Origin of the sequence: Corallococcus sp. AB049A (genome assembly GCF_003668885.1) — a bacterium.
GTDB classification, from domain to species: Bacteria; Myxococcota; Myxococcia; order Myxococcales; family Myxococcaceae; genus Corallococcus; species Corallococcus interemptor.
The window spans coordinates 1-17,070 of the sequence record NZ_RAWL01000175.1; the positions used below are offsets into that span (position 1 = coordinate 1).

The following is a 17,070-nucleotide window of genomic DNA, read 5'->3' on the forward strand; positions in this document are numbered from 1 at the left end:
TGTCTACACCTATTAAGTCGTCGGCAGCGTCAGATTTGTATAAGAGACAGGTCCAACACAGGGAGGGGACCACATGGGCAAGGGATTGTTGGCTGGCGCGGCGGCGGTAGCGGTGTTGGCGGCGGGGTCCGCACAGGCGGCTTCGACGGAACTGCGCAGGTCGTCGGCGGACATGCGCGGCCTGACTTTCCTCGTGGGCGGCGGTGTGGAGGGCTACACCAGCGGCCTGCGCGACCAGATTGATCCAGGCCTGGCCTACGGTGTGACCGTGGCCATCAAGCCGACGAACGTGCTGGGCATCGAGCTGGGCTACACGGGCGCCATCAGTGACTTCAACGACAGCCGCCTGCTGACGACGGACACCAGCGGGCCGGACATCGTGCGCAACGGCGCGCAGGCGGCGGTGACGCTGGGCCTTTCGGCCACGCCGCTGCAGCCGTACGTCATGGGCGGCGTGGGCCTGAGCCGCTACAACGTGCGCGCCCTCGCGCCGGGCTTCCAGGACGACACGGTGGGCAACATCCCCGTGGGCGCGGGCCTGCGGCTGCACATCGGCAGCTTCACCGCGGACGCGCGCGTGAACTACAACTTCCTGTTCGACCAGGAGTTCGCGCTCACGGTGCCGCCGTCCGACGTGAACCTGGGCAGCGACGAGACGTTCAGCAGCGGCGGCCGCTACGTGGGCACCATCAACCTGGGTGCCACCTTCTAGCCAGAAGACCTGGGCTTCCGCCGTCCCGGCCTCCGGACATGGGAGGCCGGGGCTGGATGGGGCCTGGGGGCAACCCCGCGAAAACGCGACGTCCGGTGGCAGGCGTGATGCTTGCTGCCGGGCGTCCGCATGCGCTTCGAATTCGAGCACCTGGGCACCCCCACCCCGTTCGAGCTGACCGAGGGCCACCACCTGCTGGGCGGCGGCCCCGAGGACCATGTCCACCTGGAGGGCCTGCCTCCGGGGCTGTTGACCCTGCGCATCGACTCCGGCCGGCTGATGGTGGAGGCGGTGCGCAGCTTCACCGTGAACGCGGTGCGCGTGCTGCCCGGCGTGTCCCGCCTGGTGGTGCCCGGCGAGGTGCTGGGCCTTCCGGACGGGATGTGCCTGCGCGTGCTCGCCGAGCCCAGCGCCCCCGAGCGCGGCGTGGGCACCATCGCCGTGCTCAAGGGCCTGCTGACGGACGCGGACGCACCGCCGTCCCGCGCGGCCTCCCTCACCTGCCTCACCGGACTGGACGTGGGCCGCTGTCACGCGCTCGCGGAGGCGTGCACGGACATCGGCCGGGGTGACGGCATGGCGCTGCGGCTGCGCGACCGGGCCGTGTCGCGGATGCACGCGCGGATCCGCCGCGAGGACTCCAGCTTCGTGCTGGAGGACCTGGGGACGCCCAACGGCGTGTTCCTCAACGGCGTGCGCCTGGAGTCCCCTGCCCCGCTGGCGGACGGCGACGTGCTGGAGCTGGGGCGTTCGCTGCTCCGGTTCCAGGCGGCGTTCGATGAGGCGTCAGGGAAGGCCCTGCCCGTGCCCCGGCCGTTGGTGGCTTTCGAGGACGCACCGGCGGACGCAGCGACGCCGCGAGCCCCCGAAGGAGCGCCGCGGCGTCTGGAAGGCTGGCTCATCGCGGGAGCCGTCGCGCTGGTCCTGGGAGCCCTGCTCGCCACCCTCCTGCTGACGGCGACGGGCTGAGGCGGGCGCCCTCAAGCCGGCAGGGGCGAGAGGCCCGCGCGCTCCACCAGGAGCCGCGCCAGGTACTGGTGGTGCCGGAAGAAGCTGGTGAAGTGCACGAAGCCCTGGCTGCCCCGGATGGCGTAGACCGTCACCGGCCCGGGGAGAATGTCCACCTTGCGGATGTCCGCGAAGGAGAAGCGCCGGGTGCGCACCATGCCCCGGCAGGTGATGCCCCGGGAGTCCACTTCAATGCGGGTGCGGCCGTAGTAGGCGACGGCCACCCCGAAGAAGACGACGAAGAAGGCCGCGGAGAGGAACGTCTGCAGCGGCACTCCGTCGAAGTGGAACAGCCAGGCGAAGATGCCCAGCCATAACAGGCCTGCCGCCGCCATCACGGCGGCGAGCACCCTGCGCGGGCGAAAGATCTGTTGCGACTGCTTCCCCTCCACCGCCGGCTCGCGTCGGTCCATGCCCTTCAAAATAGTGGGCCGGACAGTCCCTTGGACGATGCCCGTCTGCCCACCAGGCAGCCGGTCAGCGCAGGCGCTCGGCCTTCTGGCGGGACTCCTCTTTCAGCTCGGGGCGCACGTCCGGGGCGGTGGAGCGCGAGTAGCGCTCGTAGAGGTCGCGGGCCTCCAGGTTGCGGCCCAGCGCGCGGTACGCCTCCGCGAGCCCGTACAGCGGCGAGGCCGCGTCCGGCTCCAGCTTCAGCGCGAACTGGTAGTCCGCCGCGGCCTCCGCGTAGCGCCGCAGCCCGATGTTGGCGCTGCCCCGGGCGATGTACGCCACGGTCAACAGCGGCTCCTGCTGCAGGGCCTGCGTCAGCGTCTGGAGCGCGGGCGCGTAGGCGCGCTGGCTGATGTGCTGGACGCCCTGCTCGTAGGCGCGGCGGGCCTGGGCCCGCGTCGTGTCCGCCACCGGCCCCGAACCGGGCGGCTGCCCCACGGCCTGCGGAGATGCTCCCAGCTCCGCCTGCTTCGCGCGCGCGCGGGTGATGTTGTCCTGCGCGCTCTGGCGGATGGCGGCGTCCTGGGTGAGGCGCGACGCGGCCTCCCACTCCTCGATGGCGCGCGCGTAGTAGCCGAGCACCGCCAGCGCGTTGCCCAGCTTGAAGCGGGCCTCCACGTGATCCGGGGCCGCGTGCTCCGCGTCGAGGAAGGCGAAGGCCGCCTCACGGTAGCGGCGCTCGCGCATCAGCGCGTCCCCGTCGCGGATCCGCGTGGCCGCCAGCACGGCCTGCGACGTGCGCTGGGGCTGCGCTTCCACGGGACCGGGCTTCGTGTCGGTGGCCGGGCCCGGTGCGCGCGCGGCCGGGGGCTGTGCGCTCGGGGGCTGAGCCCAGGCGGGCACCGCCATCGTGCCGAGCCACACCACCGCCGAGACTCCGAGCTGGAACCTGCGCGTGCGAACCATGTCCCTCTCCCGTCCTGGCCCCCGGCGGGCCAGGACCACTGCGGCCTGCGTCCTTCCTAGCTGCGGAAGGGGTTCTGCAGGAGCACCGTCTCGCCGCGGTCGGCGCCCACGGAGACGCACACCACTGGCACGCCGCTGACCTCTTCCACGCGGCGCACGTAGCGCTTGGCGGCTTCCGGCAGCTCGTCGAAGGTGCGCACGCCGGCGATCTTCTCGTCCCAGCCGGGCAGCGACTCGTAGATGGGCTTCACGCGCGCCAGGTCCTCGTAGTCACCGGGCAGCTCCGTGACGCGCTGGCCGTCCAGCTCGTACGCGTTGCAGATGCTGAGCGTCTTGATGCCGCTGAGCACGTCCAGCTTGGTGAGCGCCAGGCCCCACAGGCCGTTGACGCGCACCGCGTAGCGCAGCACCACGCCGTCCAGCCAGCCGCAGCGGCGCGGGCGGCCCGTGGTGGCGCCGAACTCGTCGCCCACCTTGCGCAGCCGGTCTCCCAGCTCGTCGCTCAGCTCCGTGGGGAACGGGCCTCCGCCGACGCGCGTGGTGTACGCCTTGCTGATGCCCATCACCTTGTCGATGGCCGTGGGCCCCAGGCCCGAGCCCACCGCGGCGTTGCCCGCCACGCAGTTGGAGCTGGTGACGAACGGATAGGTGCCGTGGTCCACGTCCAGCAGCGTGCCCTGCGCGCCCTCGAAGAGGATGCGGGCGCCGCGGCGGACCTGCTCGGAGAGGAAGAGGGACACGTCGTGCACGTAGGGGCGCAGCCGCTCGCCCAGGGCGGAGAACTCCGCGTGCACCTGCGGCGTCTCCAGGATCGGCACGTCCACGCCCGCCTTGGCGCAGAGGTCCTTCAGCTCCTCCAGCGCGGCGGGCAGGCGCTCGTCGATGCGGCGGCGCAGGCGCTCCGGGTGGAGCAGGTCGCGCACGCGGATGCCCCGGCGGGCCACCTTGTCCTCGTAGGCCGGGCCAATGCCCCGCCCCGTGGTGCCAATGGCGCTGCCGCCACGGGCCTTCTCGCGGAAGCTGTCCAGCAGCTTGTGCCACGGGAAGATGACGTGGGCGTTGTCGGAGATGAGCAGCTGGGCGTCATCCTTGAGGAAGCCGCGCGGCTTGAGCGCGTCAATCTCCCCGACGAGGACGGCGGGATCCACCACCACCCCGTTGCCAATGACACACGTCTTGCCCGGATGAAGGATGCCGGACGGGATCAGGTGCAGGACGGTCTTCTGCCCGCCCACCACCAGCGTGTGGCCCGCGTTGTTGCCGCCCTGGAAACGGACGACCACCTGGGCGTGCTCGGTGAGAAGGTCGACGACCTTGCCCTTCCCCTCATCTCCCCACTGCGCTCCGATGACGACGACGTTCGGCATGGTGCCCGCCGCTTAGCACGCGGGAGGGGCCGGGTGACAGTGTTCCGCGAAGCCGCAGTGAAGGGCCTGGCAGGCCGCCTTGTCCCACCCCTGCCATGCCCCCGTGATTTCGGCCTGGGCCAGGGCCCGGACGCCCTCGGCCAGCCGGCGCACCGCCCCGGGGTCGGAGGCTCCGGCCGGGAGGAATTCCGGCTCCGGGGACGCATCCCCCAGGAAGGCCACGCCCACCCGCACGGGCACCCCGTCGCGCACCATCCGCTTCGAGGCCAGGGCCAGCGCCGTCAGCTCGTGGACACACGCGGCCGGGCCCAGGGGATGGCGGGCGCCCGGGCGCAGGAGCACCGCCACGGCCTCTCCGTCCGGTGACTCCCAGAGCAGATCCACCGCGCCCTCCACGCTGGCGCCGTCATCCAGGTCCAGGACGTAGTCCAGGCCCCGGTGGATGGAGGACGCGGGCGCCGCCGCGAGCTGGCGGGCGAACGTCGTGCCCAGGAAGCGCTCCACGGTGGTGAGCACGGCTCCCAGCTCGTCCTCCTCCGGATCCCGGCCCGCGCCGCGCAGCAGGTTCTCCAGGTGCGCGCGCCGCTCGGAGGCCTCCGCGTCCGGCCCGGCGAGCGACAGGTCCACCTCGCGCAACAGCCGCGTGACGAGCTGGTCCGGACGCTCCACGGGCAGCCAGCCGTCGGGCTCGACGAAGAGCGGTGCGGCGTGCGAGGGGGACTCCCATGGCTCGGATCCGGCGGCGAGCCCCAGCCGGTGGCGCTGGTGGTAGCGGCGCGGGCAGGTGAGGAAGTCCTGGAGCGCGCGCACGGAGGCCATCACCGGTGCGTCGGTGAAGAGGGCCGCGGGCGCCGCGTCGGACATCCGCTCCAGCGCGGACTCCAGGCGGATCCGCGCCTGCTCCAGCTGCTCCTCCGAGGGCGGCTCCGGATCCGCGGGCGGCGGCAGCTGCTCCACGTCCACGTCGAGGGCGAGCGCCCGCAGGTCCGGATCCACGTCCAGCCGCCGGTCCATGCGGTGCCACCACGTGTCGGTGCCCGCGCGCTTCTCCTCGCCGCCCGACAGCACGAGCAGGTCCTTGGCGCGCGTGAGGGCCACGTAGAGCAGGCGCAGGTATTCGGCGTCCTCGCGGGCCTTCAGCTCGGCGCGCACGGCCTCGAAGCGCTCGGAGGTGAAGGTGTCCAGCGAGTCCGGCATCCATGGCCGCAGGGCCAGGCCGAAGGAGCGCTCGAAGTACGCGCGCGCGGACGTGGTGCGACGGCGGCCGCCCATCCCGGGCACGATGACCACGGGCCACTCCAGGCCCTTGGCGCGGTGGATGGTGAGCAGCTGCACGGCGCGCGGGTCGCCTTCGTCCAGCAGGTCCGCCTGGGCCTCGTTGGGGTCGGAGTCCGCCAGCTGGCGCAGCTCGCGCGCGAAGGCCACGCAGCCTCCCGTGCCGCGCTCGTCCCTGCGCGCCGCGAGCGACAGCAGCTTCTCCACGTTGGCGCTCGCCTGCTCCGCGTAGGGCGAGCCCGCCAGCGCTTCACGGTAGCCCGTCGCGTCCAGCGCGGACTGCAAGAGGGCATGCACGCCCAGCCGATCCCGCTCGCGCCGCAGCACGGGGATGAGTTCCAGGAAGCGCGTCAGCCGGGACCGCTCGCGCGCGGACATGGCGGCGCGGACCTCTTCGTCCACCAGCCGGGGTGAGCCGAGCGACAGCGGCAGGTCCCCCGCGAGCCGGAACAGCGATGCGTCCGACAGGCCTACCAGGGGCGAGCGCAGCACCGCGGCGAACGCCAGCGCGTCGTCCGCGTCCGCGAGCAGCGCCAGCAACGAGGCGAGGTCGCGCACCTCCTGCGCTCCGTAGAAGCCGCGGCCTCGCAGCACCCGGTGCGGCACGCCGTGGCGGATCAACGCCTGCCGGTACTCCTCCAGGTGCGTGAAGGTCCGGAAGAGCATGGCCACGTCGCCGCCGCGCGCGGGACGCAGGCCCTTCTTGTCCTCCGCCATCACCGCGGGCGGAGCGCCGGGCGCGAGCATCACCCGCAGCCTGCGGGCCACCGCGTCCGCTTCGTATTCGCGCAGCTCCGGTGCGGTGTCGGCCTCCGGCAGGGTCAACCGCTCCACCACGGGCCCGTCCGCCAGGTTCGGGCGCGTGGGCGACAGGTCGTCTGTCTTCGGCTCGTAGACGACCTCGAAGGGGCGCGGCGTCTCCTCCTTCGCCACGAGCAGTCCGGCGAACGCGCGGTTGAAGAAGGTCAGGACGCCCGGCAGCGAGCGGTAGTTGTTCTGGAGGAAGCCGCGCATGCCTCCTTCGTCTTCGATCTTGTCCGCCAGGACCTTGAACACGGACACGTCCGCGCCACGGAACTCGTAGATGGACTGCTTGCGGTCACCCACCGCGCACAGGAACGCGGGCTCCAGGGGCAGCGAGGCCACCAGGTCCGCGCCCGGCGCCAGCTCGCGCGGGCCGCCTTCGCGCTTCTCCGCCAGGAGCAGCACCAGCTCCAGCTGCAGCCGGTTGGTGTCCTGGAACTCGTCCACCAGCAGCGCGCCCAGCCGCTCCTGCGTCTGCTGACGGAACTCCGGATGGTCGCGCAGCAGGTCGCGCGCCTTCACCAGCAGCGAGGTGAAGTCGAACACGTTGCGCCGGGCCAGCTCCGCGTCGTGCCGCTCCTCCACCTGGGTGAGCAGGTCGCGGAAGGTCGCCTCGAAGGGCGCCGTGCGCCACGCGGCATAGGCATCCTCCAGCCGCCGCACGGAGCCGTCGCTCTTGCCCTTCACCTTCCAGAGCAGTTCCTTCAGGCACGCGCCCGCGCCCTTGCGCAGGTTGGCCAGGTTGCGCGGCTCCGACAGCAGCACGTTGCGCAGCGTCGGGAAGTGAGCCGGCTGCATGAACGTGTCCGGCGTCATGCCCTTCAGCGGGGCCTCGCACGCGGACAGCAGCGTGCTCCACTCGCCCTTGGTGTCCTGGGCTCGGGCCTCCAGGCACAGGCGGCGGCAATCCTCGATGAGGGCTTCGAGCTGCGCCTTGTCCGCCACGCCGTCGCCCACGCGCGCGGTGGCGGCCTTGAGGCCCTCCTCCCGCAGCGTGCCGTAGACGTCCATCAGCGCGGCCACGAGCCCGTCGGAGAAGCCGGAGCCCGAGAAGCCCAGCTCCGCGCACAGCTCACGCACGCGCGCGTCGCCGCCCTCCAGCGCGTCCAGGACGACGCGTTCGGTGACGTCCTCCAGCAGGCCCGCGGCCTCCAGCTCGTCCAGCACCTCGAAGGCAGGGTCGATGCCCACCGCGGGCGGCGCCCGGCGCAGCAGCTGTCCGCAGAGCGAGTGGAACGTGCCCACCGTCGCGGCGCCCAGCTCCTCGCGCACCTTGCGCCACTGGTCCTGCGTGGGGAACGGGCGCTCCAGCCTCGCGAGCGACGCGCGCAGGTCCTTCTCCGCGTCTTGCGGAACGTCCCCCTGGGCCAGGGCGTCCAGGCGCTCGCGGACGCGCTTGCGCATTTCGGCGGCGGCCTTGTCCGTGAACGTGAGCATGCACAGCCGGGAGGGACGCAGCGGCTCCGCCTGCCGCGCTCCCGCGAACAGGTGCAGCGTCATGGTCACCAGGCTGTACGTCTTGCCCGCGCCGGCGCCGGCCATCAGGGCCAGGTTCTTCTCCAGCGCGAGCATGTGGGGTGCGGTGTCGCTCATCCGCTCCCCTCGTCCGAGATGCGGCGCTCGGTGATGCGGCACACCGCGCGGTAGCCGCACTTGCCGCAGTCATTGGGCCGCGCCGGGAAGTCGCCCTTGCGCAGCTGGCGCACCAGCGACTCCACCGCGTTGGGCAGGTTGAGGCCCGCGGCGTCCGCCACGCGCTGGCGCACCTCCGGGTCGGTGGACAGCAGGTCCTCCAGCTCCGCGGGCGGCATCACCGAGGACAGGTGGATGGCGTCGCCCGTGCGCAGCGAGAACCACGCCGCGTTCTTCGCGCCCACGTGGCCCGCGACGCGCGCGGCGTAGAGGTACAGCGGGAGCTGGAAGTCCGAGCGCAGCAGGTTCTCCTTCAGCGTGCGCTTGTCCAGGCGGCCCGTCTTGTAGTCGATGACGCCCACCTCCCCGCTGGCCGTGTCCAGCCGGTCGATTTGACCCTCGAAGACGATGGCGTCCTCGGCGACCATCAGCTTCACGTCGCTCCAGCGCTTGTCGTCGGCCGCCGGGCCGAAGCGCAGCTCGAAGCCTTCGGGGACCAGTGGATCAAACGGCAGGCCGCGCTTCGGATCCGCGAGGATGCGCCGGGCCATGGCCTGGGCCTTCTCTCCCGCGAGCTTCCACAGCTCGTGGTGGCCCACGTGGTACAGCTCCGCGAAGTGCCGGCTGGCCTTCTTGACCGCCTTCTCCAGCACCTCTTCCGGGATGTCCTCCGGCGCCTGGCCCAGGAGCTTCTTCTCCTTGAGCGCCTGGAACACCTCCTCCATCACGCGGTGCCAGAAGGTGCCCCGGCCCCGGGCGTCGAACTCCTCGTTGGCCACCACGGGCTCGGCGACCTTCAGGCCGTAGGCGATGAAGCCCTGGAAGCCGCAGTTGCCGAACTTCGACAGGGCGCTGGCGGACAGCGGGCGCTCCAGGCCGAAGTGGAACGTCTCGCGCAGCTTCTGCTCCAGCAGGGGGCCCTGCACGCCGCCGGTGAACTCGCCGGGCAGCTCGTCCTCGCGGCCGAAGAAGCGCAGGCGCGCGGCCTCCATGTGGGCCAGCTCGCGCGCGCTGCGGAACCAGTCGTCCGTGCCGAAGCGCTCCTTGAGCACCTGGCCCGCGGGGTCCGGCTCCGTGACGCGCAGGGAGGGGAACGTCAGGCCCGCCAGCGCCTCCAGGGCCACGGTGCGCCGCAGCTCCGGGAGCGTGAGCACTTCGTCCAGCGGCAGCACCGGAGGCAGCGCGCGCGTGGACCACTTGTGGCCGGTGAGCCGGCGCACCTCTTCCAGGAACGCGGACGGCACCTGCTCCTGCCCGCCCGCGGCCTTCACCGCGAACGACAGGCTCAACGTGCCCTCCGCCGCCGCGAGCGCGCTGGCGAAGAGCAGCCGGTCCTCCGTGAGGCGCCAGGGTGCGCGGTCGTCGAACTCGCCGCCGGTGAGGCGGAACACGTCGCGGGTCAGGTGCTGGTTGAGCGCCACGCGCTCCGCGTCTCCGAGCAGCGGCGACGGCGGATCCCTTCCGGGCAGGCGGCCCTCCGTGAGCCCGGCGACGAAGAGGTGGCGGAAGGTGCGTCCCGGCACTTCGGCCAGCTCCAACACCTCCACCGCGCCCGTGGAGGGGCCTCGCGCGGGCAGGTGCACGTCGCGCAGCGCGTCCGCCAGCCAGCGGCCCAGCACGCGCCGGGTGATGCGCGGGCCTCCGCCCACGGCGTGCAGTGAGCGCAGCAGCGCCTCCATCCGCTGACGGAACGCCGCGAGCGCCGCGTCGTCGCGGGCCCTGGCGTCCTCGATGCGCGCGCCCAGGTCTCCGGCTTCGTGAGCCTCCAGGGGCCCCGCGGAGTCCAGGAGGCCCAGCCGCTCCACGACCTTCCACCACGCGGCCACGGACTCCGCGGCGGGGGCTTCCTGGGGGATGTCGCGGCATTCGGCGATGAGCCGCATCACGCGGTCTCGCAGGGCGCGCACGGCCATCACCTTGACCGCGTCCTCCTTGCGCTTGCCGCCCTGCGCGGCCATCCGGCGCGCGAGCCCGTCCAGGCGCACGTCGTAGGCGCCCTTGCCTCGCGTGGCGCCCAGGCGATCGTCGCGCGCGGCGGCGAGCGCGAAGAGGGTCGCGGGCGCGTCCGGCCCTCCGCGCGACAGCGAGGGCACGTAGCGGCTGGAGACGAGCTCCGCGACGCGCTCGGCGGGGAAGCCGTCCTCCATCAGCACCGGCAGCTCCAGGGCCAGCCGCACCGGCCCCGCGAGCGCGAGCGGTTCACCCCAGGGCAGGCGCACCGGCACGCCCAGGTCGCCCAGCGCCTCCGCGAGCCAGCCCGCCTCCGGGCCCAGGTCCCGGTACGCGATGGCGATGTCGCCCGGCGCGCTGCCCGCGTCGATGAGGCGGCGCACGTCGCGGGCCACCACGCGGGCCTCCTCGCGCGCGTTCGTGGCGTTCCACACGGACAGCCCGTCCACCGCGCCCTTCAGCACGTCGCGCGCGGCGCGGGGTGAGAACAGGTGGCGGCCCAGGTCCGTGAAGGGGCGGCCCTCGAAGGTGACGTCGGCCTTGAAGAGGTCCACGTGGGGCATGGTCTCGCCCCGGTTCTCGAAGGCGCGGAACAGCGCCGCGAGCGCCGCGTCAGCCACCGGCGAACCGCCCACGGGCGTCTCCACGCGCAGCGACACGCGCCGGGCCTCGCACGCGGCGGCGAGCCCCATCAGCAGCTCCAGCTTGGACGGGCGCACGTCGTAGACGCCATGGAGCACCAGCGCCGTCACGCCGTCCCAGCCCGAGGGCCACGCGCCCCGGTCCAGCGCCTCGCGCGCGCCCCGGAGCACGTCCTCGCGGTCCGCGAGCCCCAGCTCCGCGAGGCGCTGTTCGTACAGGTGATAGAGCCGGGCGAGGACACGCGCGCGGGTGCGGCGCTCGGGCGGCAGCACCTCCGCGGCGTCCTGGAGCTCGCGCGGGGTGAGGCGGCCGGCCTTCAGGTCCAGCAGGACATCCGCGGCGGCGCGGGCGAAGGCGGGCTCGCGCACGTAGTCGCCGAACGGGGTGGGGCCCAGGGTAGCGCCCAGGCCTGACACCACGGCGCGGGCCGTCATGGCGGGACAGGGCCGGCGGTTGAGCTCGCGCGCGCCACCCAGCGCGTGGACGAAGTCGTCCCACGTGAGCAGGTGGGTCCCCACGCTGATGCCCCGCGCACGCCGCTCCGCCCGCAGGGCAGCCTGGCGGCGCGCGGCATCGGGGAAGACGTGAAGTGTGCGGCCAGGGCGGGACATGCGGGGCGAGGACTCTAGAACGGCCAGGGGCGCCGTTTTCATGCTCCTTTGTGTCCATTCCCACACCCTGGCCCGTCGTCCGCCCGCCTGCTGCCCTCGGAACCCGGGAAGTCCGAGGACACAAGGCTTCCGCCCGACCCGGGACAGCACCGGTCAGCCCGGGGGCGCCCAGGGTCTGAAAACCTGTCCGACAGTCGGACCGGGTCGGAGCCTCCAGGCGCCACGGCCGGCGCCGCGTTGTCGCGAAACCTGTCGGACAGTCGGACAGGTTTTGGAGCGGCACGACCGGCGCTGCGGTTCCACGAAACCCGTAGGACAGTCGGACAGGGGCCGGAGCGCCGCCGCTGATGCCCCATCGCTGCGAACCTGTCGGACTGTCGGACAGGTTCTGGAACGGCACCACCGGCGCCTCGGCTCCGCGAAGCCGGTCGGACTGTCGGACAGGTTCTGGAGTCCTGCGCCAGGCACCTCGGCAACCTGCCCGACGCGTTGCTGACCAGGGCAGCCACAGGGTCGGGCCTGGTTCGTGCTTCAGCTTGCGGTGAGGAAGTCCTCTACTTCTTGGGCGAGGAGCGCGGGGGCGGAGACGTGGGCCACGTGGCCTTGTCCTGGCAACACCCGGAGGGTTGCTCGCGGGAGGACCTGGGTCAGGGCTTGGGCGGGTTCCGCCAGGAGCACCCGCGGACTCTGGTCTCCCAGGACCACCCGGGTCGCGGTGTCCACCGCGCGGAAGCGCTCCACTCCCATCGGGAGCTCCGCCACCGCGCTGATTTCGCGCAGGAAGGTCTCCATCATCCCCAGCTGCTTCGCCCACTGGGGCGTCTGCCGGAAGGCTTCGAGTTGCTCCACCGTGAGCATCCGGAAGATGTGGTGCTGCGCGGCCACGAGCGCCGCGTCCGGCCCCTCGCGCTTCCAGGTCGTCCGGACCCGTTCCACGGCCTCACGCGTGATGCGCTGGGAGATGGGAAATGGCGGCTCGTAGAGCACCAGCCGCGCCGGAGACCTCCGCACCGCTGCCTCCAGCGCGAGAATGCCGCCCAGCGAATGGCCGAACAGCGAGGCGCCAGGCCCCGCCTCCTCCATCAACGCGAGCACGTCCTCCACCTCGCGCTCCAGCGCGTACGCCGCTCCATCCGCGCTGGCTCCTCGCCCGCGCCGCTCCAGCACGAAGTTCGTGAAGCGCGGAGACAGCCGTGACGCCACGTCCCGCCAGTCGTCCCACGTGCTGAGCGTGCCGTGGACCCACACGAGCGCGGGCCCCTGTCCTCGCCGGAAGTACGACAGCGACGTGCCGTCCGCGGAGGTGAACCGATGCTGGGTGAAGGCCACCGGGCTCCCCGTCACAGCCTCGCGCGTTCCCGTGCCGGACGCGGTCGCACAACCGGCGAGCATCAGCGCGGCTCCCGCTCCCAGCATGTCGCGGCGGGGAATGGGGGATGACCTGTTCGTGGGCTTCAGAGGCGTGGACATGGCGCGTGTTTCCTTTCCCCAGCATTCATGCGGTGGAAAAGGCGTGCGCGAAATGACGCTGTCTGCCATTTCACTCCGGACACCCGCGTCCGGAATCATCAAGCCCCGGAGGAACGCATGGAGAGCCTGTCCGCCATCGGCGTCTTCGCCCGCGTCGCGGAGACCGGGAGCTTCGCCTCCGCCGCCCGCGCGCTGGGCATCACGCCTTCCGCCGCGAGCAAGAGCGTGGCCCGCCTGGAGGAGCGCCTGGGCACCCGCCTCTTCCAGCGCACCACGCGGCGCATGCACCTCACCGAACAGGGCGCCCGCTTCCACGAGCGCTGCGTGCGCGCCCTCACCGAACTTCGCGACGCGGAGTCGGAGCTCGCCCACGCCGTTCGCACTCCCAGGGGCCGCGTGCGCGTCTCCGTCCCGGAGATGCTCGCGCTGCGCCTCATCATCCCCAACCTCCAGCGCTTCCGCCGCGAGTACCCGCACCTGGAGCTGGACCTGGACGTCAACGACCACGTGGCCGACATCGTGGGGGACGGACTGGACGCGGCCGTGCGCTGCGGGGAGCTCACCGGCTCGCGCCTCATGCGCCGCCGCCTGGGCCCCAAGCGCTTCATCCTCTGCGCGTCGCCCGCGTACCTCCAGGCGCATGGCACGCCGCGCTCGCTCGACGCGCTCCAGGAGCACGACTGCATCCGCTACCGCTTCGTGTCCACCGGCCGCGTGGAGTCCTGGGCCCTGCGCCAGCCCCCGGGCGCCCCCGCCCCGCGCATCCCGGAGACCTTCGTCTTCAACAACAGCGAGGCCGTCACCCACGCGGCCCGGGCGGGCTTCGGCATCGCCCAGTTCGTGGAGCTGATGATCCGCCCGGAGCTGGAGGCCGGCACGCTGCGCCCCTTCCTGCGCGAACACTCCCTGGAGCGTGGCGCGCTCTGGCTCGTCTGGCCCCAGGCCCGGCGCACCCCGCCCAAGGTGAAGGCCCTGGGCGACTTCCTGGCGCGGCTCGTCGAGGAGGACGAGGCCGGGGCGCGCTGAAAACCCACGCAACCGGGATTGTGGGAAAGGGGCGGAGCGCCTTTATGCTCCGCCGCCCCATGCTTGCCTCCTACCGGACCCTGGCCACCTTCTGCCTGCTGCTGCTGGCGCCGCTGTCTCCCGCCGCCGCGCAGGAGCCCTCCGATGCGCCGCGCGCGCTGCGCTTCAACTGGACCCGCGACGGCATCATCACCGGCACCGCGGGCGTGCTGTGGATCTCCAGCGAGTCCGTCTTCAAGGACAACCTGGCCCCGGCGCAGTGCCGCTGGTGCGACCGCGCGCCGGACGGCACGGACCGGCTCAACCGGTTGGATCGCTGGGGGCGGGGCCTCGCGGGCAGCACGGAGGCCTCCCGCAAGCGCGCGGACACCTGGAGCAACATCCTCGGGTTCGCGGGGGTGCCGCTGGGCATCCTGGGCACCCAGTACGCCGTGGGCCGCAGCAGCGGTGCCTCCACGGAGTTCTTCGCCCAGGACGCCGCCATCATGGTGCAGAGCGCCGTGCTCGCCTCCGTGGCCAACCAGGCCGTGAAGTTCGCCGTGGGCCGCGAGCGCCCCTTCGTCCACGTCCTCCCGGAAGAGGAGAAGGGCCTCACCGCGCACCCCACTGACAACAACCTGTCGTTCTACAGCGGCCACACCAACCTGGCCTTCTCCCTGGCCGTGTCCGCCGGCACCGTGGCCTCGTTGCGCGGCTACAAGCACCAGGCCGTCATCTGGGGCGTGGGCCTGCCGCTCGCCGCGTCCGTGGGCCTCCTGCGCATGGGCGCGGACAAGCACTACCTCTCCGACGTGCTCACCGGCGCCGTGATGGGCGCCGCGTTCGGCGTCGCCGTGCCCCTGCTCCTGCACAGCCGCGTGGACGACGAAGCCCCCTCCCCCGCGCGGCCGTCCTCGGTGTCACTCAACCCGATGGTCGGGACCCAGATGGTGGGCCTGTCCGGCGCCTTCTAGCCACAAGCAGCCAGGCGCCACCGCCCGGCGCGCACAAGCCGACACTTCGTCGCGCCGGGCTCCCGGACGCACCCGGATGACATGGTAGTCCCTCCGTCCATCTTCGTCGGACGGGTCCTTCCGTGCGCTCCACCTTGATGGTCTACCTTCCGTGCGCCCCCTGGAGGTGCCCGTGAGCGCGCCTCACGGGAAGGACGCCCCGCGCGTCGAGCGCTTCGGGCCCGCGCTGCCCCCCTCCACGTTCACGGGCTTCACCCTGGCGGCGCTGGCGGTGCTCGCCATCGCGCTGCTCTCCTACCGCACCCTCAAGACGCGCGCGTCCACGGGCGAGCTGGTGACGCACACGCTCACCGTCGTGGCGGAGCTGGAGGAGGTGCTGTCCACCGTGAAGGACGCGGAGACGGGCCAGCGCGGCTTCCTGCTCACGGGCGCGGAGAGCTACCTCAGCCCCTACACCCTCGCGAAGAAGACGCTGCCGGCGAAGCTGAAGGAGCTTCGCGGGCTCGTCTCCGACAGCGCCGTGCAGCAGCAGCGGCTGGACCGGCTGGAGGCCGCCGTCACGGAGAAGCTGGCGGAGCTGCAGGAGACCGTGGACCTGCAGCTGCGGGGCGACAGCCGGCACGCCATCGCCGTGGTGAAGGAGGACCGCGGCTTCGCCTCCATGAGCACCATCCGCGCCGCCGTGGAGGAGATGGAGCTGGAGGAGCGCAGGCTGCTCACCCTGCGCTACGGGCAGTTCCAGGAGTCCGCCAACCTGTCCCTCGCCGTCACCCTGAGCGGATCCCTCCTGCTCTTCGCGCTCCTGGGCATCGCCGCGTACACCGCCGCGCGCGACTTCCGCGCCCGCGCCATCGAGTCGTGGCTCCAGGCCGGACAGGCCGCGCTCGCCACGCGCATGCAGGGCGAGCAGCGCCTGGACCGGCTGGGCGACAACATCCTGCGCGTGCTCGCCCACACGATGGACGCCCAGGTGGGGGCGCTCTACGCCGCGGACGCGACGAACCGCCTCCGCCGCGTCGCGGGCCATGCGCTGCCCAAGGACCTGGCCACGCGCGACGACACGCTGGTCCCCGGCGAAGGACTGGCCGGACAGGCCCTCAAGGAGGGCCGCGTCCTCCACCTGCGCGACGTGCCCGAAGATTACCTGCCCATCGCGTCCGGCCTGGCACGCGGCCGCCCCCGCCACCTGCTCATCGCGCCCGCCCAGGTGGACGGCCAGGCCCACGCGGTGGTGGAGCTGGGCTTCCTGCACCCGGTGCAGCCTTCGGACCTGGAGCTGCTCCAGCGCGTGTCCGAGGCCATTGGCGTCGCGGTGCGCGGCTCGCTCGACCGCACCCGCCTGGAAGCGCTGCTGGAGGAGACCCAGCGCCAGCAGGAGGAGCTGCGCGCCTCCAACGAGGAGGTTGAGGAGCAGAGCCGCGTCCTCAAGGAGTCCCAGGCGCGGCTCTTGAACCAGCAGGCGGAGCTGGAGCAGACCAACGCCCAGCTGGAGCAGCAGGCGCGCCTTTTGGAGAACCAGCGCGACGCGCTGGCCGTGGCCAAGGTCACCCTCACGGACAAGGCCGCGGAGCTGGAGCGCACCAACCGCTACAAGAGCGAGTTCCTGGCCAACATGAGCCACGAGCTGCGCACGCCGCTCAACAGCTCGCTCATCCTCGCGAAGCTGCTGGCGGACAACAAGGACGGCAACCTCACCCCGGAGCAGGTGAAGTTCGCGCAGACCATCGGGTCCGCGGGCAATGAGCTGCTCGCCCTCATCAACGACATCCTGGACCTGTCGCGCATCGAAGCGGGCAAGGTGGAGGTGCAGCGGGAGACCGTGAGCCTCCCGCGCTTCGTGGAGAACCTGACGCGCACCTTCCAGCCCGTGGCCGGACAGAAGGGCCTGCGCTTCACCACCACCGTCGCGCCGGACGTGCCCTTGACGCTGGAGACGGATCCCCGGCGGCTGGGACAGGTGCTCAAGAACCTGCTCGCCAACGCGTTCAAGTTCACGGAAGCCGGCGAGGTGGCGCTCACCGTCGCCACGGAAGGCCCGGGGCGCCTGGTGTTCCGCGTGCGCGACTCCGGCATCGGCATCCCGAGCGAGCTGCAGGGGCCCATCTTCGAGGCCTTCCGCCAGGCCGACGGCAGCACCCACCGCAAGTACGGCGGCACCGGCCTGGGCCTGTCCATCTCCCGGGACCTGGCGCGGCTGATGGGCGGCGACGTCACCGTCAGCAGCGCGCCGGGCGAGGGCAGCACCTTCACCGTCACCCTCCCCC

11 protein-coding genes are annotated in these 17,070 nt (G+C 72.4%); 5 read left to right on the forward strand and 6 right to left on the reverse strand.

Features of this window, described 5'->3' with window-relative positions; all coding sequences use genetic code 11:
* Positions 1-172 precede the first annotated feature (172 nt).
* Complete coding sequence (locus tag D7X55_RS19680) at positions 173-712, forward strand: hypothetical protein (protein WP_233609943.1); 540 nt, start codon at positions 173-175, stop codon at positions 710-712.
* Positions 713-841: 129 nt separating this feature from the next.
* The gene (locus D7X55_RS19685; protein ID WP_120546814.1) at positions 842-1,681 is read left to right on the forward strand and encodes an FHA domain-containing protein; all 840 of its coding nucleotides are present in this window, start codon (positions 842-844) and stop codon (positions 1,679-1,681) included.
* Positions 1,682-1,692: 11 nt separating this feature from the next.
* On the opposite strand, the gene D7X55_RS19690 is transcribed toward D7X55_RS19685, so the two are convergent.
* The 6 genes from D7X55_RS19690 to D7X55_RS19715 form a co-directional block, all read right to left on the reverse strand.
* A complete protein-coding gene (locus D7X55_RS19690) occupies positions 1,693-2,133 on the reverse strand; it encodes a PH domain-containing protein (protein ID WP_120546815.1) in 441 nt (146 codons plus the stop codon).
* Positions 2,134-2,197: 64 nt separating this feature from the next.
* Positions 2,198-3,076, reverse strand: a complete 879-nt coding sequence (locus D7X55_RS19695) for a lipopolysaccharide assembly protein LapB (protein WP_121723875.1) — start codon at positions 3,074-3,076, stop codon at positions 2,198-2,200.
* Positions 3,077-3,132: 56 nt separating this feature from the next.
* Entirely contained in the window at positions 3,133-4,443 is a 1,311-nt protein-coding gene (locus D7X55_RS19700; RefSeq protein ID WP_121723876.1) for an adenylosuccinate synthase, read from the reverse strand.
* Between the two features lie 12 nt (positions 4,444-4,455).
* Positions 4,456-8,115, reverse strand: a complete 3,660-nt coding sequence (locus D7X55_RS19705) for a UvrD-helicase domain-containing protein (RefSeq protein WP_121723877.1) — start codon at positions 8,113-8,115, stop codon at positions 4,456-4,458.
* Positions 8,112-11,357: a PD-(D/E)XK nuclease family protein gene (locus D7X55_RS19710; RefSeq protein WP_121723878.1), complete on the reverse strand. Its 3,246-nt coding sequence runs from the start codon at positions 11,355-11,357 to the stop codon at positions 8,112-8,114. Before D7X55_RS19710 ends, D7X55_RS19705 begins: the two co-directional genes overlap by 4 nt.
* Positions 11,358-11,888: 531 nt before the next feature.
* Positions 11,889-12,827, reverse strand: a complete 939-nt coding sequence (locus D7X55_RS19715; RefSeq protein ID WP_158626398.1) for an alpha/beta fold hydrolase — start codon at positions 12,825-12,827, stop codon at positions 11,889-11,891.
* 117 nt (positions 12,828-12,944) lie between these two features.
* Here D7X55_RS19715 and D7X55_RS19720 point away from each other — a divergent pair, with 117 nt between their 5' ends.
* From D7X55_RS19720 to D7X55_RS19730, 3 genes are all read left to right on the forward strand, one after another.
* Entirely contained in the window at positions 12,945-13,853 is a 909-nt protein-coding gene (locus D7X55_RS19720) for a LysR family transcriptional regulator (protein WP_158616141.1), read from the forward strand.
* Between the two features lie 59 nt (positions 13,854-13,912).
* Entirely contained in the window at positions 13,913-14,806 is an 894-nt protein-coding gene (locus D7X55_RS19725) for a phosphatase PAP2 family protein (protein ID WP_120546817.1), read from the forward strand.
* A 172-nt stretch (positions 14,807-14,978) separates the two neighbouring features.
* On the forward strand, positions 14,979-17,070 hold a 2,092-nt coding region (locus D7X55_RS19730; protein ID WP_121723879.1), incomplete at its 3' end, for a CHASE3 domain-containing protein.